General features: G+C 43.9%; 12 protein-coding genes. 2 read left to right on the top strand and 10 right to left on the bottom strand.

Translation table 11 applies throughout. From position 1 onward, the window contains the following. The first annotated feature begins 92 nt into the window (after positions 1-92). Complete coding sequence (locus A4H00_RS07235; RefSeq protein WP_067088660.1) at positions 93-725, top strand: HXXEE domain-containing protein; 633 nt, start codon at positions 93-95, stop codon at positions 723-725. Positions 726-1248: 523 nt separating this feature from the next. Here A4H00_RS07235 and A4H00_RS07230 read toward each other — a convergent pair. From A4H00_RS07230 to A4H00_RS07220, 3 genes are read right to left on the bottom strand one after another with little or no spacing between them, the layout of a single operon-like run. Then, positions 1249-2526, bottom strand: coding sequence for a toxic anion resistance protein (locus tag A4H00_RS07230; protein ID WP_067088657.1), 1278 nt, complete (start codon positions 2524-2526; stop codon positions 1249-1251). After that, positions 2523-3365, bottom strand: coding sequence for a hypothetical protein (locus A4H00_RS07225; protein WP_067088655.1), 843 nt, complete (start codon positions 3363-3365; stop codon positions 2523-2525). Before A4H00_RS07225 ends, A4H00_RS07230 begins: the two co-directional genes overlap by 4 nt. Before the next feature lie 57 nt (positions 3366-3422). Next, positions 3423-3803, bottom strand: a complete 381-nt coding sequence (locus A4H00_RS07220; RefSeq protein WP_067088652.1) for a hypothetical protein — start codon at positions 3801-3803, stop codon at positions 3423-3425. Between A4H00_RS07220 and A4H00_RS07215 the strand changes: the two genes are divergently transcribed. Next, a complete protein-coding gene (locus tag A4H00_RS07215; protein ID WP_067088650.1) occupies positions 3802-4023 on the top strand; it encodes a hypothetical protein in 222 nt (73 codons plus the stop codon). The two genes, A4H00_RS07220 and A4H00_RS07215, sit on opposite strands and share 2 nt — an antisense overlap. Positions 4024-4128: 105 nt before the next feature. Here the strand turns inward: A4H00_RS07215 and A4H00_RS07210 are convergent, their stop codons facing one another. The 7 genes from A4H00_RS07210 to A4H00_RS07180 all read right to left on the bottom strand — a co-directional run bounded on the left by A4H00_RS07210 (position 4129) and on the right by A4H00_RS07180 (position 16389). Beyond that, the gene (locus A4H00_RS07210; RefSeq protein WP_067088648.1) at positions 4129-5826 is read right to left on the bottom strand and encodes a hypothetical protein; all 1698 of its coding nucleotides are present in this window, start codon (positions 5824-5826) and stop codon (positions 4129-4131) included. A 9-nt stretch (positions 5827-5835) separates the two neighbouring features. Beyond that, positions 5836-8910: a type III restriction-modification system endonuclease gene (locus A4H00_RS07205; RefSeq protein ID WP_067088643.1), complete on the bottom strand. Its 3075-nt coding sequence runs from the start codon at positions 8908-8910 to the stop codon at positions 5836-5838. Beyond that, positions 8894-9643, bottom strand: a complete 750-nt coding sequence (locus A4H00_RS07200; RefSeq protein WP_067088640.1) for a DUF6261 family protein — start codon at positions 9641-9643, stop codon at positions 8894-8896. Before A4H00_RS07200 ends, A4H00_RS07205 begins: the two co-directional genes overlap by 17 nt. Before the next feature lie 194 nt (positions 9644-9837). After that, positions 9838-10491, bottom strand: coding sequence for a hypothetical protein (locus A4H00_RS07195; RefSeq protein ID WP_067088637.1), 654 nt, complete (start codon positions 10489-10491; stop codon positions 9838-9840). 10 nt (positions 10492-10501) lie between these two features. After that, positions 10502-12313, bottom strand: a complete 1812-nt coding sequence (locus tag A4H00_RS07190) for a site-specific DNA-methyltransferase (RefSeq protein ID WP_335339454.1) — start codon at positions 12311-12313, stop codon at positions 10502-10504. Between the two features lie 153 nt (positions 12314-12466). Next, entirely contained in the window at positions 12467-13147 is a 681-nt protein-coding gene (locus A4H00_RS07185) for a DUF4391 domain-containing protein (RefSeq protein WP_067088634.1), read from the bottom strand. Further along, positions 13144-16389, bottom strand: coding sequence for a helicase-related protein (locus A4H00_RS07180; RefSeq protein WP_418080444.1), 3246 nt, complete (start codon positions 16387-16389; stop codon positions 13144-13146). Before A4H00_RS07180 ends, A4H00_RS07185 begins: the two co-directional genes overlap by 4 nt. Positions 16390-16496: the final 107 nt, after the last annotated feature.

Genomic DNA, 16496 nt, shown 5'->3' with positions numbered 1-16496 from the left:
CTATAATTAGACATTTTACACTCTACTGCCTGTTTTATTTTACACTGTGTCGTATTATAATTTAATTATAATATAATTGAGAGGTAATTTCTATGAAAAAAATGATAAATAATTGGTATAACATTTCTATCTATCTCGCTGGTCTAACGGCTCTGCTTGCGATTTTTTTGCCAGTAACCGAGGTGCAAAAATGTCTTTTGGCTTCCATTTGTATGTTGTTTCTACATTTTTTCGAGGAATTCGGTTATCCTGGAGGATTTCCCCTACTCGGAGTAAAACTACTCCTTGGCAACAATGAGATGGATAAAACCAAGTGGGATTGCAACAATCTCAATTCGATGTTTGGAAACTGGACATTCCTAATTTTAGTTTATGTATTCCCACTTTTACTACCTAATGTGCGTTTTCTAACATTATCTGCCATGTTGTTTCTTTTAATGGAAGTCATTATGCATTCCATATTTAATTTAAGGTTAAAAAGCATTTACAATGCTGGCTTAATTACCGCAATTTTGGGACTAGGGCCTATTGGCTTATACTATTTCATAAATGTATTTGATAGCAAAATGTATATCTGGTATGACTATGCTCTTGCCGTACTTTGGTTCATTATCGTATTTATATTCTGTTTTCGCTCTAAAATCTATTGGGGACTTGGCAAGAAAGATGGATATGTACTTACTGATCAAACTGCATTTGGTGTAACTCATTTAACAAAAAACTAATCTGAAATATCTAAAAAGACTTCTTTCTGGTAGGACAAGAATACTCGGAAGAAGTCTTCATTTTAGAACTTGTATTCCCAACATCATAAAGTCCTTAAAAGCCGACTAATGCATGTTCATTTCACAAAAGCAACCTCTGAAGCTACTGATTTTTCAACATTCTTAGCTAATTATCTAGAGTGATTCAAGCAAGAGTAAGTCCGATTGCCCCCTCGCTTGGGAATAATTTGCCAGCTTCCTTTGATTTTTTAGAAATATCGACTGGACACTAGAACTCCTCAGTCATCATTTCGTCAAAACTGTTGCAATAAGGCTTCATTTAGGTGCTGTGGTTTGAGAAATAGGACTCAAGCTTAGCCCATCCTCCATCAGTTAAATCTGTATCCTATCTTTTTCGTGTCATAAGTCAATGTATAATTTATGAATATAGCTTCTTAATTTAGCCAAAAATAGGGAGTGGGACTCAATCGTGATTTCGTAGAAATCGACTGTCCCACTCCTTTTATTCTAATCTTGGGCTGGACTAGTTTGCTCCCATCCCTTCTTCACTCGCTCCATCAACTTCTTTCTGGTTTTCCAGCCCTTGATTCAAAAGGGCTTGGACGATTTTTTCATCACGAAGTTTATTGGAATCATTGATAACCTCAGCAGAACGAAGGATGGTTGCTTCTAGTTCCTGCCGTTTTCTGCGTCCTTCCTCGATAGCTGCTATAATCCCCTCATTTTGGGCAACAATGCTCTCCGCCAAACTGGTCACAGCTTCTATAGACATGGTTGGATTCTGCGCTGAGCGTTCAAGCTGGGGAATAACTTCCTTACTAGTTTCTGCTAACATCTGAGCTGCGGCATTATTGGCATTGACAATAGCATCTATCGTCATACCAGCTTTGAGTGATTGCTGCATAAATCCTATATTCACAAGATTTAGCTTCAGTTGCGGAATCGTATGTCGGCGAACCATACCAAATTTTTGTCGGATATCTGAAGAGGTCTTGACCAAATTACGGAGACCTGGTGTCGTCGCCCAAGCAGTATAAAGACGATTCATGTGTTCTGTCCGCTGTTGCTCAAGCATATTCACTACCTCTGTCATACGAGCCAGTTCTTCCGATTTGACATGGTATACCGGACTGCTGCTATCTAGTTGAGCCATCTCACCTTGCAATGCAACTGCCCGCTGATTGGATTCTTCCAAACTGGATTCAACAAAGGCAATCACACCGACCAACTTTTCGATTGATTGGGTATTTTCCTCAATCAACCGCTCTGCCGCAATAATGTTTCGAGCCAAATCATCCTCTTGTTTGACCGTACTAGCAGCTATGCTATCCAAACGATCCTCTATCGACTGAGAGGTCAGATACATTTCCTCCAAGGAATTTTTTGTTTTTTTGAACATCCGTTGGAAAAGATTCGGTTTTTTCTCCAATTCAACCGGTTTGGCATCCTTGTATTTTGCGACAAATCCATTCATCTCACGATGGACTTGAAGAAATAAATCATCTACCTGTGGAATTTGAAGATTTTTCTGTTCTCTCGACAGCTGATTGATAATATTATTGACATTTTCGATAGCTTCTTTCCCAAAATCCAAGAGCATGGTCTGGTTTTCGACAAACTTGTCAACCAACTGAGGGGTTCGTTGCCGAATGCCCTCTTGTTGTTCTGGACTCAGGGTCGTTAAAAAACGCAACTCCTTCCTGTCCGACGGTAACTGATTACTGATGATCTCTGTCGTTTTATCGACCGTCTTGATTGTATTTGAAGCAATTTCATCTAAATCAAAATTAAACTCGCTCATTCTTTAGCCTCCTGTTCCATCATCCGTAAACTAACTTCAAAATCTCGTAGTTTATTTTCATTTAGTAAACGCAATGAAATATCCAATTTTTTATCAAATTTTTCCAGCGCTTTTTTCGCTCTATCTAAGCGCTCCTGCGCTTGGTTGTAATTCTTCGGTTCTTTCTTTATTTTCAAATAACCATCTAAAACATCCGAAAATTTCCTCATATCAACCATATGCAAGGCCAATAATTCTTCGGATTGGCCATCCTCCAATTCTTCTATTTTCTGGAGGATAGCTTCGTGATCTACCATGATACTGGCATAGGTTTCTGCAATCTCCGGAGCATACTGGACAATCTCAGCTCGCTCTGGAGAAGAACTATCTGAGGTGGCGTGCACTTCTTGCACTTCCGGTTCTTCTTGTTTCTGTACAGGCCCCTTTGATTTGGTGGCAGGAAGCGATAGATTTTTTTCTAGCTGAAGCAAGTCAGTAGCTCTTTTCAAGACATCATCGGCTACTTTTGACCGACCGAGAAGAAGTTTTAAGTCTTCAAAGTTATCTCGAAGATTTTTTTCTAGCCCCATTTTGAGCGCCGCTTCTTCACCAGCAGCTGAAAGACTCTCCCACTTTGCATAATCAATTGAAATCTGATCCATCAATGTTCCTAGTTGGCGGATTTGCGTCTCTTTATATCGTTTTAGTAACACGACGGTTCCCCATCCTACTAACGCTAGCAGAGCGCCCCCTAATAGAAACTTCCAGATGACCCCCAACAACCAAATGAGGCATGCTAAGCCAAGTGTCAATCCCATACAACTCCTAGCACCATCAGAAGAAGATGTTTTCTTTGCCATATAACCCTCCATTTCATCTCATTGTACCATGTCTCTACTATCTTCGTCTACCAAAAGCTAGCTTCCTCTTCGTGTCAATAGAGGGCCTGGCAAAGGGTTGGCATAATTAAAGTCTTCCGTAATGCTAGCCTGCCAAATAACAGGTTGGATAGTATTTGCATCAATGATACGAATCCCATGATCAAACTTGACGCTATGGCCACCAATCCCTCCTCCAACAATAAGTGCGCTAGCATCCTCTCCCGCAGCTAACTGGTAGCGAAATAGGTGGTCACCGACTCGCTCCAGACCCGTAATACCACTGAAAGTTGTCCCATGACGGTTCTCGTCGTAGATCGTTCGTGCAACGACAAATCCAGTGACATGAAAACTCACATCATATTTTTCACCTGTCACCGCATTTTCCCCTGACCAGCTGTCGATTAACTCTTGAGGCATGCCAACAATCACCTCCGAAGCCCAGCTAGATACAGGAGCTGGAGGTGCTTCTGTAGAAGGACTTGTAGTAGAAGAACTAGTCGTTGACGTAGCCGTAGAAGAAGCGCTACTAGTGCTTGAACTACTAGATGAGCTTGTGCTCGAAGTACTGGACGTTGAGCTCCTTGGCATTGATGAGCTTGTGCTAGATGACTGGCTAGTAGATGGACTAGCCGATTGACGCATTTCAGTCTTGATCTCTTGTTCCAACATGTTGATGAGAAAGAATGGGAGCAATATGGCATTTGCAAAAACACTGATAAGCAAATACAGCCGTAATTCCTTTTTAGTCATCTTCGTCCTCCATACTGCTAAAAATCATGCGCATACTAATCTCAAAATCACTCAGCTCTTCCTCGTTTAGATCCCTAATCCACTTTTGCAAATCATCCGAAAAAACTTCCAAACGCGCATGATGCTGCTGCATCAGCTCTTGGGCATCCGAATAGTCATATGGCCGGTGACAAATCAAGAGATAGGCATGTAACTGATGATAAAAATCCTGCTTTTTGGCTTCATACTGTGCCAAAACTTCTTCCCGACTGCCAGACATCTGTTCACACTTCTGTCTCACATAGTCCATTCTTTTGCGGATTTCTTGGTACAGTTCTAGCGATTCAGGAGCCAATGTTGCGACGAGCTCTTTTTCTTTTGCTGCTGTGAGGGTTTGTAATTTCAAGCGCTCAAGCAACTGTTCACCTGTTTCTACGCCGGCTCCTTCTGGTTGCCCCTCTTCACCATTTTCATGCTCAGGAACTGGATAGAGGGATTCCCGGTAAGCAATAATCAGACGATCTTCTAACGGTATCTCTGATGGAATGATGCCCCTTATTTGTTTGAGAATTAACAGCTTAAAGACTGGTTCGAGCGTTTTTGAAAAACTGTAAACGAGGTCGTATAAACCGCCACCTTGATAGAGATAGATTAAAATCTCCTTAAAGATCCGGTCTATGTTCTGCCTATCTGCCTGAAACAGCTGCTGCCAGTGTCTTCGTTGTTTCTCTGGATAGGGAGCGAGAATCATCTGGTCCAAAACAGTGTTGTAAAAAACCAGTTCTGACTCGTTCTTTAGGTGAGATTCGATGTGAATTGGCTCGTTCCAAGACAAACTGAAAGCACATCTATACATACCAGGCGACACCTCAGAAAATTCCAGCCACCAGCAGAGAGAACTGTAATACTCTACACAGTCTTCAACCAAAGAATGCGGTACTGTTTTGTAAAAATCAATCGTTACCTTACCAAACTCTTTTTTCTGCGCCAAAATCTGCTGGAACAACTCCTCTTCAAAAGCCTGCCTCGCACGCATCACTTCCTTTGTCACCTCTTCTTCTTCCACCGTAAAAGTGACAAAATCCTTGATCAAGCGCTTTTTCTTTCTAGTAGACAAGGAAGGAGAAGGGCTGAATATACCTACACACTGTAACAAGGCTTCTTGCTCGCTATAGTCGCGATTCTGCCAAAATCTCTCCTTGAACATCTCAGCCATGACAAAGGGATAGCGGGGCCATAGGCTGACAAATCGTTCCACTAGGAATTCGAACACGTTGAAGTACATCTCATACTCAAACCACTTGCGCAACTTCTCTGTCTTACGCTCGGAAAGGCCAGAACAATCCTGATGCAGTATGTCCCACATTGCTTGCGCTTGTTCTTCATCATCCCACACTACTTGCACTTTTTCTTCTTCATCATCCCAATCCCTAAAGGAGTATTCTACTTTTTCCATCAGTAGAGGGACCGAATCATTGCCAAGGATGTCAGTCAATATCGCGATGCGCTCTGGCACACTCAGAAAAAGGAAGGTGTTGCCACCAACATACCAATACTTATCCCTATCAAGCTGCGACGCTAAATGCTCAAACATATCCTGCCTGCTTAGCCGTCCAGCTTTATAAGAAGCCAGCAACTCCGGCTTGTAGCTCTCTGGTAACGAACGTTTTTTAAGAGCGTTCACAATCTTGCGAAATTCTTTTGTTTCCATATGTTCTTCCTACTCTCGCACAATGGATAGCAGGCCTTCATAGCTGTCTACCACATCATAAACTGTATCGTCTTCCAAGATTCCTGCTTTTCTCAGGCTCTTGAAATGTGCCCTTGCACAGGCAATCTTGGACTGCTCTGCTTGCTTGAGATCAAGACTCGACATGCTGCCCTTGGTCTCTGCCACAAAGTAGATATGCTTGACGCTGCCTTCCTTGAAGGTCACCGCCCAGTCAGGATTGTACTTGCCAAGTGGTGTTGAAATGAAAAATCCAGACGGCAACTTAGTATAGACACTGACTTCCTCATGCCGTTCCAAATCCTTTTGGAACTCTTTTTCAATCTTCGAGTCGACCTTGGTATAGTTGTAGATGCCTTTTCTAGACTCCAAAAGATAGTCATCCCCAATCTTCGCACTCAAGCGATTTTCCGTAAATACATCCGTCTCATAGACCTCATCAATCATGTGATACTCGATATGCTCGATAATCTGCGTCGCCTTTTCTTGGTTAATCAACTTCGATACGTTTTGAATAAACTCCTCTGGATTTTTTTGGAACAGGTCAAATTTCTTTGGCGAGATGGCTTGTAAGATTTGTGCCACTGTCCGTCTGGTCAGCTGGGTCTTTTCGGTCACCTCACCCAGTAAATCATAGGTCGTCTCGATGTCCGTTGGCTTCCTATACTGCGTCTGGATACTGTTTTCTGCGACGGTAAAAGAGAGCCCTTCCTTGTCAATCTTGTCCAGACTTTCCTCTCGGATTTGGTAGCTGATTTCCTTGACATGGAGGTGGTGATTGAGACTCTTCACCGCTTTTTCAATCAACTCCTCATCATCAAAGGCAACTTGGTAGACTGTCTTGTGATTGATTTTATTCCACAGTGCTAGAAACTCAGCCTTGTTCAGATTTTCTTGGTTGATTTCATCTCCTAGCACAATGCTGGTTTGGTTGCCATTTTCGACTGGATAACTACTACCATCATGAACGCTATCAAGAATTGCCAAAAGCTGGTCTCCAAAGTCTGCTACTTCTTCTGGCCATACAAAGGCATTGGCTTCTCGTGCCTGATAGCAGGCCTCTGTCAGCTTGCCGTCTCTATCTAGATAATCTTCACGAATCAAATAATCCATAATCTTATGTGCTACTTCCTCGGTCATTTCTAGGCTAGCACCAGCAGCATTTTTAAGTACCGTGTACTTGATAAAGAGAGCGGTATCGACCTTGTCTGGTCGATCGGCCAGCTCCTTTCGGATTTCTTCCTGCAAGCTTCGTGAGAAACTGTCAAAACTTTCATTGGCGATGACCGTGAGTAGGTTAATCTGATGGACATCTGCCCCGAGCAAGTCCACATCCTGCCGAACGCCTGCCTGATCCACCGCTAGACGCATGCCTCGCCCAATCGACTGACGCTTGGCTGTCTCAGAGCCTGTATGACGAAGGGTGCAAATCTGAAAGACATTGGGATTGTCCCAGCCTTCTCTCAGGGCCGAGTGAGAAAAGAGAAAGCGAACTGGCTCCTCAAAGCTCAAAAGGCGTTCCTTGTCCTTCATAATCAAGTCATAGGCATCCTTATCCTCAGAAATACCTTCCTCGCCCTTGCCCTTTGAATCGATAAAAATCGTTTTAGTGGACTTTTTAACCTTGTCCACAGAGAAATACCCCGCATGTACCTGACTAGCTGAACCTGCCTCTCTCAAGTAATCACTGTAAGGCCCCTCTGGGTGCTCTTTTAGATAGTCAGCGACTTGAGTCTTATATTCTGTTTCAAATACCCTAGCGTAAGAGCCGTTTAAGGGATTGTGTTGCTCATCATATTGCTTATACTTAGCTACTTCATCGATAAAAAAGAGCGAGAGGACTTTGATCCCCTTGCGATAGAGGACTGCTTCTTTTTTTAAATGGGTCTTAATCGTCTCACGAATCTGCAAGATCCGCAAGTCGTCCTCGTTTTGCTCGCCGATGATTTCCCCCTTATGTAACGGCTTATCTACCCCAATCTGGATGCGATTATCACGGGCATCAAAATGGCTCAGAGTCCAGCCCTTGTACACAGCTAGCTCACCTGACTCGGCATACAGGTCAAAGCCCTCTTCTACTGTCTTGGTCTTTCGTGTGACTCCTGACTGAGTGCGGGCTTCAAACTCAATCTTGGCCTTGGGGGCACCAGACTTTTGAGGAAGCAAATCTTGTAGATAGAGATAGCCGTTGGTTCCTGTCGTGCCAGAAGACTCGATTGTCTTAACCGCAATCTTCTTGACCAGCTTTTTATTGTAAGCGTCCATGGCGTCCAAGCGATAGACCATATCATACTTTTCCTTGTGCGTAGCAGAATAGCGGAGCGTAAAGAGCGGTTTGAAGTCCTTGAGCCGCTCCTTGGTCGCCTTTCCCTCCACAGACTGGGGCTCATCGATGATAAGAATGGGTCTCATACTCGCGATCACATCAATCGGCCGTCTCCAGCGGAAACTCTCCTGCTCCATGTGTATCCGTCTTGCGTCCTTGCCCTTGGCATTAAAGGCTTGGGAGTTGATAATCATGACCTGGATATCAGATGTATTGGCAAAGGTATCAAGATCTCCCAAACGGCTCGAATCATAGACAAAGTAGCGTGGCTTCTTGCCATACTCCATCTGAAAATGATCCTGCATCATCTCAAAGGACTTGAGCACCCCTTCTCTGATGGCAACACTAGGCACAACAACGATAAACTTGAGCCAGCCGTAGCGTTTATTCAGCTCCATAATGGTTCGAATGTAGGTATAGGTCTTTCCTGTCCCTGTCTCCATCTCGATAGAGAAATGATAGGCTAGCCGTCCGTTAACCATGTCCGTGTGGAGCTTTTGAGACGGCTCCAAGCCCTGAGCAATCTGCTGGGTGCGGACTTGCTCTCGCACCAGCTGTTCATCCAGTCGAATAGGGGTATTGCCAAATCCATCCATCATCAAGTCCGTCTCATCAGCCTTTCCTCGACCTGGATCGAGCTGGTAGCGTTGCCCTTGTTCCTTGGGCTGGCCTTGAAAGAGGGAGGCAATGCTTTCTACCGCATCCAGCTGGAACCCTTGGTGTTTAAATTGCAGTTTCATGGCTGGCTACCTCACTGGTCTTTGTGACTTTCCGTTTCTTATAGCGGGAACGGATGACATTGAGCTGGTCACGGAGATCCGCAAGCTCGGCTCTGTCTGGATAGGCATGAGCCATGATAGCTGTAAAGTCGACCAAGAAGGTGTAAATCTCTGCTAGCTGGGCACGGAGTTTTTTGGTCTGGCTCGGAAGCACCTCCTTTTGCTCGGTCAATCGTGCCTTATAGGCACTGTCAAAACTCGCTTGTGCTGAGCTTAGTTGCTCGACATAGAGTGTCAGATGAAGCTGCTCAAGAGCTTCTTGGCAGGCACTATTTGAAAGAGCCTTGAGCAATTGGCTAATCCCTGCACTTTCTTTTTCATAGCTCGTGGTCGTCTCAACCTTGTACTGCTTGAGAACCGTGGATAGGGTCTCATAGGCTGCCTTAGCTCCTTGGTCTTTCACCCGAGAAAAGGCTCGAATCAAGCTAGTGAGCGTGGTCAAGGCATCGTCTCGCTCCTGGTCTGCCAGCTCCAAGCTCTTGACGGTCTTACTCGCACTTTTTGGGGTCAGAGCGACTTGGTAGCTCTCTAAAAGCTTGGTCAATTGTTCCAACTGCTGATGATAGACGCTCTCTTTGGCATGAGCCTTGGCAAAGGCTGATATCGTATCCTTACTCTCTGTCATCAACTGAAAAAAGGTTGCATTGTCTAATGTTGTCGTTGTTAAACTTTTTACTCCATAGGTTTGTGCCATTTCTTACTCCTTTTGTGTATTTTTTCTATTCTTTCTATTTTTTCTTCTGAGCTTTGTCGGTTTATCTCTTTTCCTCTCTCCCTAGCTCCTAGGCTAGCCAGAAAGTGTGCTTGCTGACGAGCCTTGCGGTCAGGGAAGCCAGAAAGTGTCCTTGCCGCTGCCGCTGGGGATTTGGGAGAGGGGGGAGTATACTTTTACTTGTCAAACTCTTTTTTATACCGTTTCGCTAGCTTCTCAAGTTCATCCGATCTTAAAGTTGGTCGAATATCAAGTTCATCAATAGTACTTGGTTTTAACCCTTCTTCCTCATACTGTTTTTTAGTATCTTTCTCCATTTGTCTTGTCTGATTTTCAAAGTCAGGATTAGAGTGTTTTTCGCTCTCTTCTTTCCTAATTTTATCTATATCTTTCCTTGAAATGTCAGAAAAATGATCTGTTTCCCATCTCATACTTCTTTTTAAAGTTTCCAAATAAACGGCAAAATCCTTTGAAAAATGTCTATTTTGAAAACTCATTATATCTACAAACTCGGAAAATAGTTGATAAAAGTCTTTACCCACGACAAAATACGATTTGGCTTTTAATTTTTTGATATTGGGCATAGCTTCATCAGACCATTTCCCGATTTTATCGTGGTCTCTTAAGCAATTTTCAATACATCCCGTTATTTCTACATAGAGTTCAAGCTTTCTCGTAAACAAATTTTGCTTTAAATTATCTTTATAGACCTTCTTTAACGAAAAAATTGCAACAAGAATCCCAACAAAATCTAAAACAACTCCTCCCAACTGAGTCCAATCACTTACTGATAATTGTGATAAGAAAGAAGATAAAATTTTACAATCCATGACCATCCCCCTACACCACCTTTACTTTGGTGCTTGGTGAGAGTTCTTTGAAGATTTCGGTGAGGTTGATTTTCTCAGCACTGGTCTTAAAGGAGCTGTCGCGGAAAATGGCACGGAGTGGTTTTTCCTGTGCCATAACACGAATAACGCCGTCTGGTACATGGTCAGAGAAGGTCGCGAGTAGTCCGCCTTCAGCCACATCATAGACCGTGACTCCTTCTATCACTCTCTTTTCAATGGTGTCAGACAACTCCAACCCCCAGCTTAGCATGACTTGCAGGAGAATATCCAAATCACTCCGACCTTCCTTGATGTTTGAAACTTCATCAAAGAGGTTTTGCTGCCTGGTTTCCCCTGGCTTGTGCGTCACATCTTTGAAGTTGGAGCTATCTAAGCGATAGGCCTTAAAGCCTAGGTCTAGCTCAGCTGCCTTATCGGGCTGTTCGTCACGGATTTTGGCGGCCGCACGGCGGATCCGCTCCCGTGAAATCTGGTCAATAGTCTCAAAACCAGCTTCTTTAGCGGGCGACTTATCGGCAACTGCTTCATCCAGTGTACAAAGGATATACTTACGATTGCCACCGTCCTCAGCATTTAACTGCATGACAGCATCTGCCGTTGTTGCCGAACCAGCAAAGAAGTCGAGGACGAGAGAATTAACATCAGCAGACATTTTTATAGCTTCTTTAATAAAATTTGATGGCTTAGGATAATCAAAATATCTTTTATTATTGAATAATTTTTTTATTTCATTTACAGCCTGTCTATTAGTAAAACCATCTAGATAAAGAGATGAGTAGGGTAAAGTTCGTTCAGATTTATTTCCATTTGTGTCAACTTTTTCATAAATTTTATAATATACCTTATATTTCGAGGAATCTTTCTGTGATTTCACAAACTCAATCATTCCTAACTCTAAAGCATTTAAGAATTTCGCTCTTCCCCACACCCAACGATAGCCATTATCTCCATAAACTCCTCCAGGATATATATCTTGTCCATCTGGACCTTGTATAGGGTAGTCTAATGACTTAACATAACCTAAACCACCATTTTCTAAAGGCTTTAGATAGTAATACCCTCTTTCATTAAAAAAATCATCTTTTTTATTATAATGGGATAGTCTCTCACTAGTTTTTTTATTTAACTCTCTACCATGCTTTTTTAAATATACCAAACAATATTCATGTTCTATAGCTATACCTTTAGAATCTGACTTCCCTCCCTCCATTACTTTACGAGCTAAATTCGCTACAAAATTCTCCTCCCCAAAGATTTCATCGCAGAGGGCTTTTAGGTTGGCTTGTTCGTTGTCATCAATCGAGATAAAGATAACGCCGCTATCTTTTAGGAGGTTGCGGGCAAGGCGGAGGCGTGGGTACATCATATTGAGCCAGTCCGAGTGGTAGCGGGCTGAGCTTTTTTCATTCTTGGTCAGACCGACGACTTGTCGCCCTTCTTCATCGCGTAGACCCATGTCGTCATCTAGTTCTTCTTGTGTCTTTTGGAATTTATCCGAATAGACAAAGTCCTTGCCGGTATTGTAGGGTGGATCGATGTAGATCATATCGATCTTCCCAAGGTAGGATTCCTGTAGGATTTTCAGGACTTCCAGATTGTCCCCAGTGATAAAGACATTGCTGCTCTTTTCAAAGTCAACACTTTCATCAAGATCTGGTCTTAATGTCTTGCTTGTGGGTTTGGCGGCCTCTGCCATGGCAGTACGCTTGCCGACCCAAGTAAACTCATAGGTCTCTCGGCCTTCGGTGATTTGGTGCGAGAGTAGGTCTTTGAGCTTGTCAAAGTTGATCGCCTGCTGCAAGCGACCGTTTTCGTCACGACTTTCTGTCAGAACTTCAGGAAAAAGTTGACCGATTTTGTCGATATACTGGGAGGTGAGGTTTGGACTTTCTAAGTTTAGTTTAGAAAGGTTACCCCCCCCCGACTATTTTTTAGCATGTTTTCGTTCATTCTTTTATTCTCCTTTGATTTCCTTGATTTGTAGTAGTAGGTTTTTGTAGGCCTTTCGTAGTTCCATGGCCTTCTTGGTCGATTTTTCTTGACGCATTTTCTTATCTAAGCTACTCGCTTGTTTTTCCAGCTTTGCTAGCTGATTGCTTTTTTCGATGACTTCCTTGAGGTTTTGGCTCTTCTTTGCGACCAGCTGTTCTTGCCCAATATCCTTGACAAGACAAGCATAGACCTCATCGAGACTTCTCCCCTCAAACCGGACTTCCAACTCCTCCTGACTGGTAAAGGTCCTCTCTATCCGAAAGTAGCGACCGTCCACCTCACGGCTCAGTGCCTCCTTGTAGTGGATGAGTAGCTCCTCTCGTCCATCTGGATAGGCAAGGACAAAGAGGGGATAGAATTTCAAACGCATATCGAGCTGCTTCAGCAAGTCCTTGTCCAGCTGAGTACTCAAGAGGCTCACTCGTATGACGACCAGCTGCTCTACCAGCTGCCCTCTCGGGATATTGGTCGTTTTTGTATCGATGAGATGGGTGATGCTGAGCTTTCCGATTTGCCTGCGGAGCTCCTGCCTGTCCTTGGGCGATAGCTCTAAGTGGTCAAAAAAGGCACTATTGCCCCGCTTGTGGGGCTCATAGACTACCTGCTCCTGGGGCAGTCTTGTTCGTTCGGGTAGCGTAATCATTGGTCGCCTCCCTTAATGACGACAAAGAAACAGATGAGTTCAAAATCATCCATCCCCTCGATTCCCTTACCAAAGTCCAGCTGACTAGCACTAAAGAGAGAGTCGATAAAGGAAGCCTCATCACTTTCCACCAGCTGCTCAATGGCTTGCTGGAGCAAGTCCGAATAAGACGACATCTCCTGCCCATCATTGGTAGCTTGCTTAAAGACTTGGACCAGGTCATCATCTGGCTGTTTTTTCCCCTTGCATAAGGCACGCATGGTTTCCAGCATCGTTTTGACTTCTGAGATAGGAATGACCACCTGACCGGCCTCTGCCATGTAGACCAGATAGTAAGGGTGCAGACGATTTTTCTGACTGAGTCCCTTGGTCTCTGCGACATTTTTCAAGAGAAAGATGACCCCTTCTGGGTGCTGGTCACTTGCTTTCACCACTGTCTGCAAGCCCTTTGGCACTCGCTCAAGGTCTGGGTGTTCCTTTAGATAACGCAGCATGTCCATGCGGTACTCTTCAAAGCCCAAGTCCATGATGGAAATCCCGTCGCTCATGTCTTCCAGGTCCACGACTTCCTCTTTCAAGCGTTCGAGCTGTTTCTTCCGATAGTTGGTCTCATCCTGCTCCTCGCTTGACAAGATATTGTCATCTCCTGTGGCGGTCAAGACAGAAATCTTCATCCGAGTCTCCACACGCGATTTGAGATCGATATACTCGTCCAGCTCGATATTGGGCCAGAAGTTGACCAGCTGGATGTAGGTATTACGGCTCCCAATCCGGTCAATCCGTCCAAAACGCTGGATAATGCGGACTGGATTCCAGTGGATATCATAGTTGACCAGCATATCCGCATCCTGTAAGTTTTGCCCTTCTGAAATCACATCGGTCGCAATCAAAATGTCAATTTCTCCCTCATCATCTGGAAAGAGAAGTTCCTTGGACTTGGACCGGGGTGAAAAATAGGTCAAAAGGGAATTCAAATCCTTGTGCTTGGTCGGCAAAGTCGTCGTAAAGCCTGTCACTCCTGAGATCTGAGCCGTATGAAGGCCGTACTTTTTAGACACATAGCGACTCACATGCTGGTAGAGATAGTGGGTGGTCGTCGCAAAGGCACTGAAAATAATCAGTTTTTGATTGCCCTCATTGATAGGCTGTGCCATCTTCTCATCGATGAGCTTATAGAGCTCTTGGAGTTTCGCATCATTTGCTGGGGAAATCTGCTGGATTAACTGCTCCATTTCCGCAAGAATCGCAGCGTCTTCCATCAGCTCCACTTTCCAGCTTAGATAGTCCATATCCTGAAGAGCGATTTGGATTTTCTTGCCGACAAAGTAGTCCGTATTGCTATCTTCCATGTCAAAATCAGCCTCATCAGGATTGAACTCCTCGATAAATCCTTGGGCACCCGATTGCTCAAACCGCTCAATCGCCTGCAAGGTTTTGTCAATGTAGGCCTTGACCACCTCAACCATCGTATAGCGAAAGGCTTCGACAGAACTTTCCAAGCGTTTCAAGAGATTGATCATCATCAGCTTTTGCATACCACGCTCACGGCCGATTTGCGTCAGATTGGAGCCTTTTCCGCCAGACTGGTCATACTTGGCCAGCTTAGATGGATGGATGTAAAAGCTCGGCTGATAAATCATAAGATTGAGACGAGACAGCAAGCCATAAATCTCTTTATAGGTCACCTTCTCCCCGTCTACTGTCAGATTTGGATAGTAGTTTTTCGGTTTGAGACGAGTTGGAAAATCACCGATTGCCTGATTGTCATAAAATTCTCGGATATGCTTGCGGCTTCTGGCGATGGTGACACTATCTAAAACCTTGAAAAAGTCAAAATCCAAACGCTCGAGGAGACGCGTGGTTGTCCGCTCTTCTGCTGGTAAGTCTGCCCATTTGTTGTACTCCATCTGGGCCAAGCGGAAAATATCGTTGATCGAAGACTTGGTCTCTAGCTTATCATCAATTTTTGCAACATCGCCTTCATAAGCAAGGGCAATCTGATTTTTCAAATCATTGAAGCGATTATTCACCGGTGTTGCGGATAGCATGAGAACCTTGGTCGGCACCCCTTCTTTGATAATCCGATTCATCAAGCGGTTGTAGCGATTTTCCCGCCCATCTTCTTGCGTCTCATTGCCACCATTGCGGAAATTATGCGATTCATCAATGACGACTAAATCATAGGTATCCCAACGGTTGAGGGCCAGATCGATCCCATTTGACTGTCCCTTCTCCCGGCTCAAATCCGTATGATAAAGGACATCATACTGCAAATAGCGGTCGTAAATCGGATTGTTCTTGTAATCATGCCGGTACATATTCCAGTTGTTTTCCAGCTTTTTCGGACAGAGTACCAAGATTCGCTTGCCACGATAAGCATAGTAGGTCATGACAGCTAGAGCAGTAAAGGTTTTCCCCAGTCCCACCGAGTCCGCTAAAATACAGCCATTGTACTTTTCTAATTTTGAAATAATGGAAACAACCGCATCTTTTTGGAAATCATAGAGCAGATTCCAGACCTTGCTCTCACGGTATTTGACCCCCTCATTTGGAAAGTGGTCTTCTTGTACATCTTCTAAAAACTCACTAAAGATATTGTAGAGCATGACATAGTAGAGAAATTCAGGCGTTTGCTCCTTATAGGCCAGACTCAGATTGTCCAAAATCTCCTCCGTCACATCACGGAAATACTCATCGTCTTGCCAATTTTCTTCAAATTCCTGCAAGTAGGCTTGACTTTGCGGGGATGAGTAGAGATTGCGTGTCATTTTAAAGCGAGACGCTTCATAGCCCAACTCTTTCATATCAAAGTTTCTCAAGCGGTCAACAGCATAGGTTTCCCTTTCTGTCTCAATCCGAAGGCCATCGTTGATTTCCTCGTCAACATTGATGGACTTAAACCGAACCTTGCGTCGCACCCAGTCTGCACATTCACGTGCCAGAGCTTTCTGGGTCAACTCATTCATCAGCTTTAGTTCATAGGCCGCACCAAAGACAGAATGTTCCCGTTTTTTCTTGGGAATCGCATACTCACGAAATTCCTTTTTGCTGCCGTCCGTGACAAATGTTGGATTGGTAAAGATAAATTGCAACTCTTCTATCTGCTCCAGCTCTTCTTTGAGAGCCTTATAAGCAAACATGGAAAAAGTTGCCGCTGCAATCTTCACCCGACTATTGGGCTGCAGAACTTTTTTCAATTCATCACCTAAGCGAACAGAACGATTATCAATTTCCAAATCCACACCTCCTAACTATAATTGTTTGCTACTCTTATTTTACCAAAAAAATAGAGAAACTAACCCTTTTTCTTCGCTCCAATAGGGGAAATAGTGGGGATAATAGGCCGTTA

This window comes from Streptococcus marmotae (assembly GCF_001623565.1).
Classification (GTDB): domain Bacteria; phylum Bacillota; class Bacilli; order Lactobacillales; family Streptococcaceae; genus Streptococcus; species Streptococcus marmotae.
Note: the sequence above shows the minus strand (reverse complement) of the source record. Positions and strands in the feature narration are given on the sequence as shown.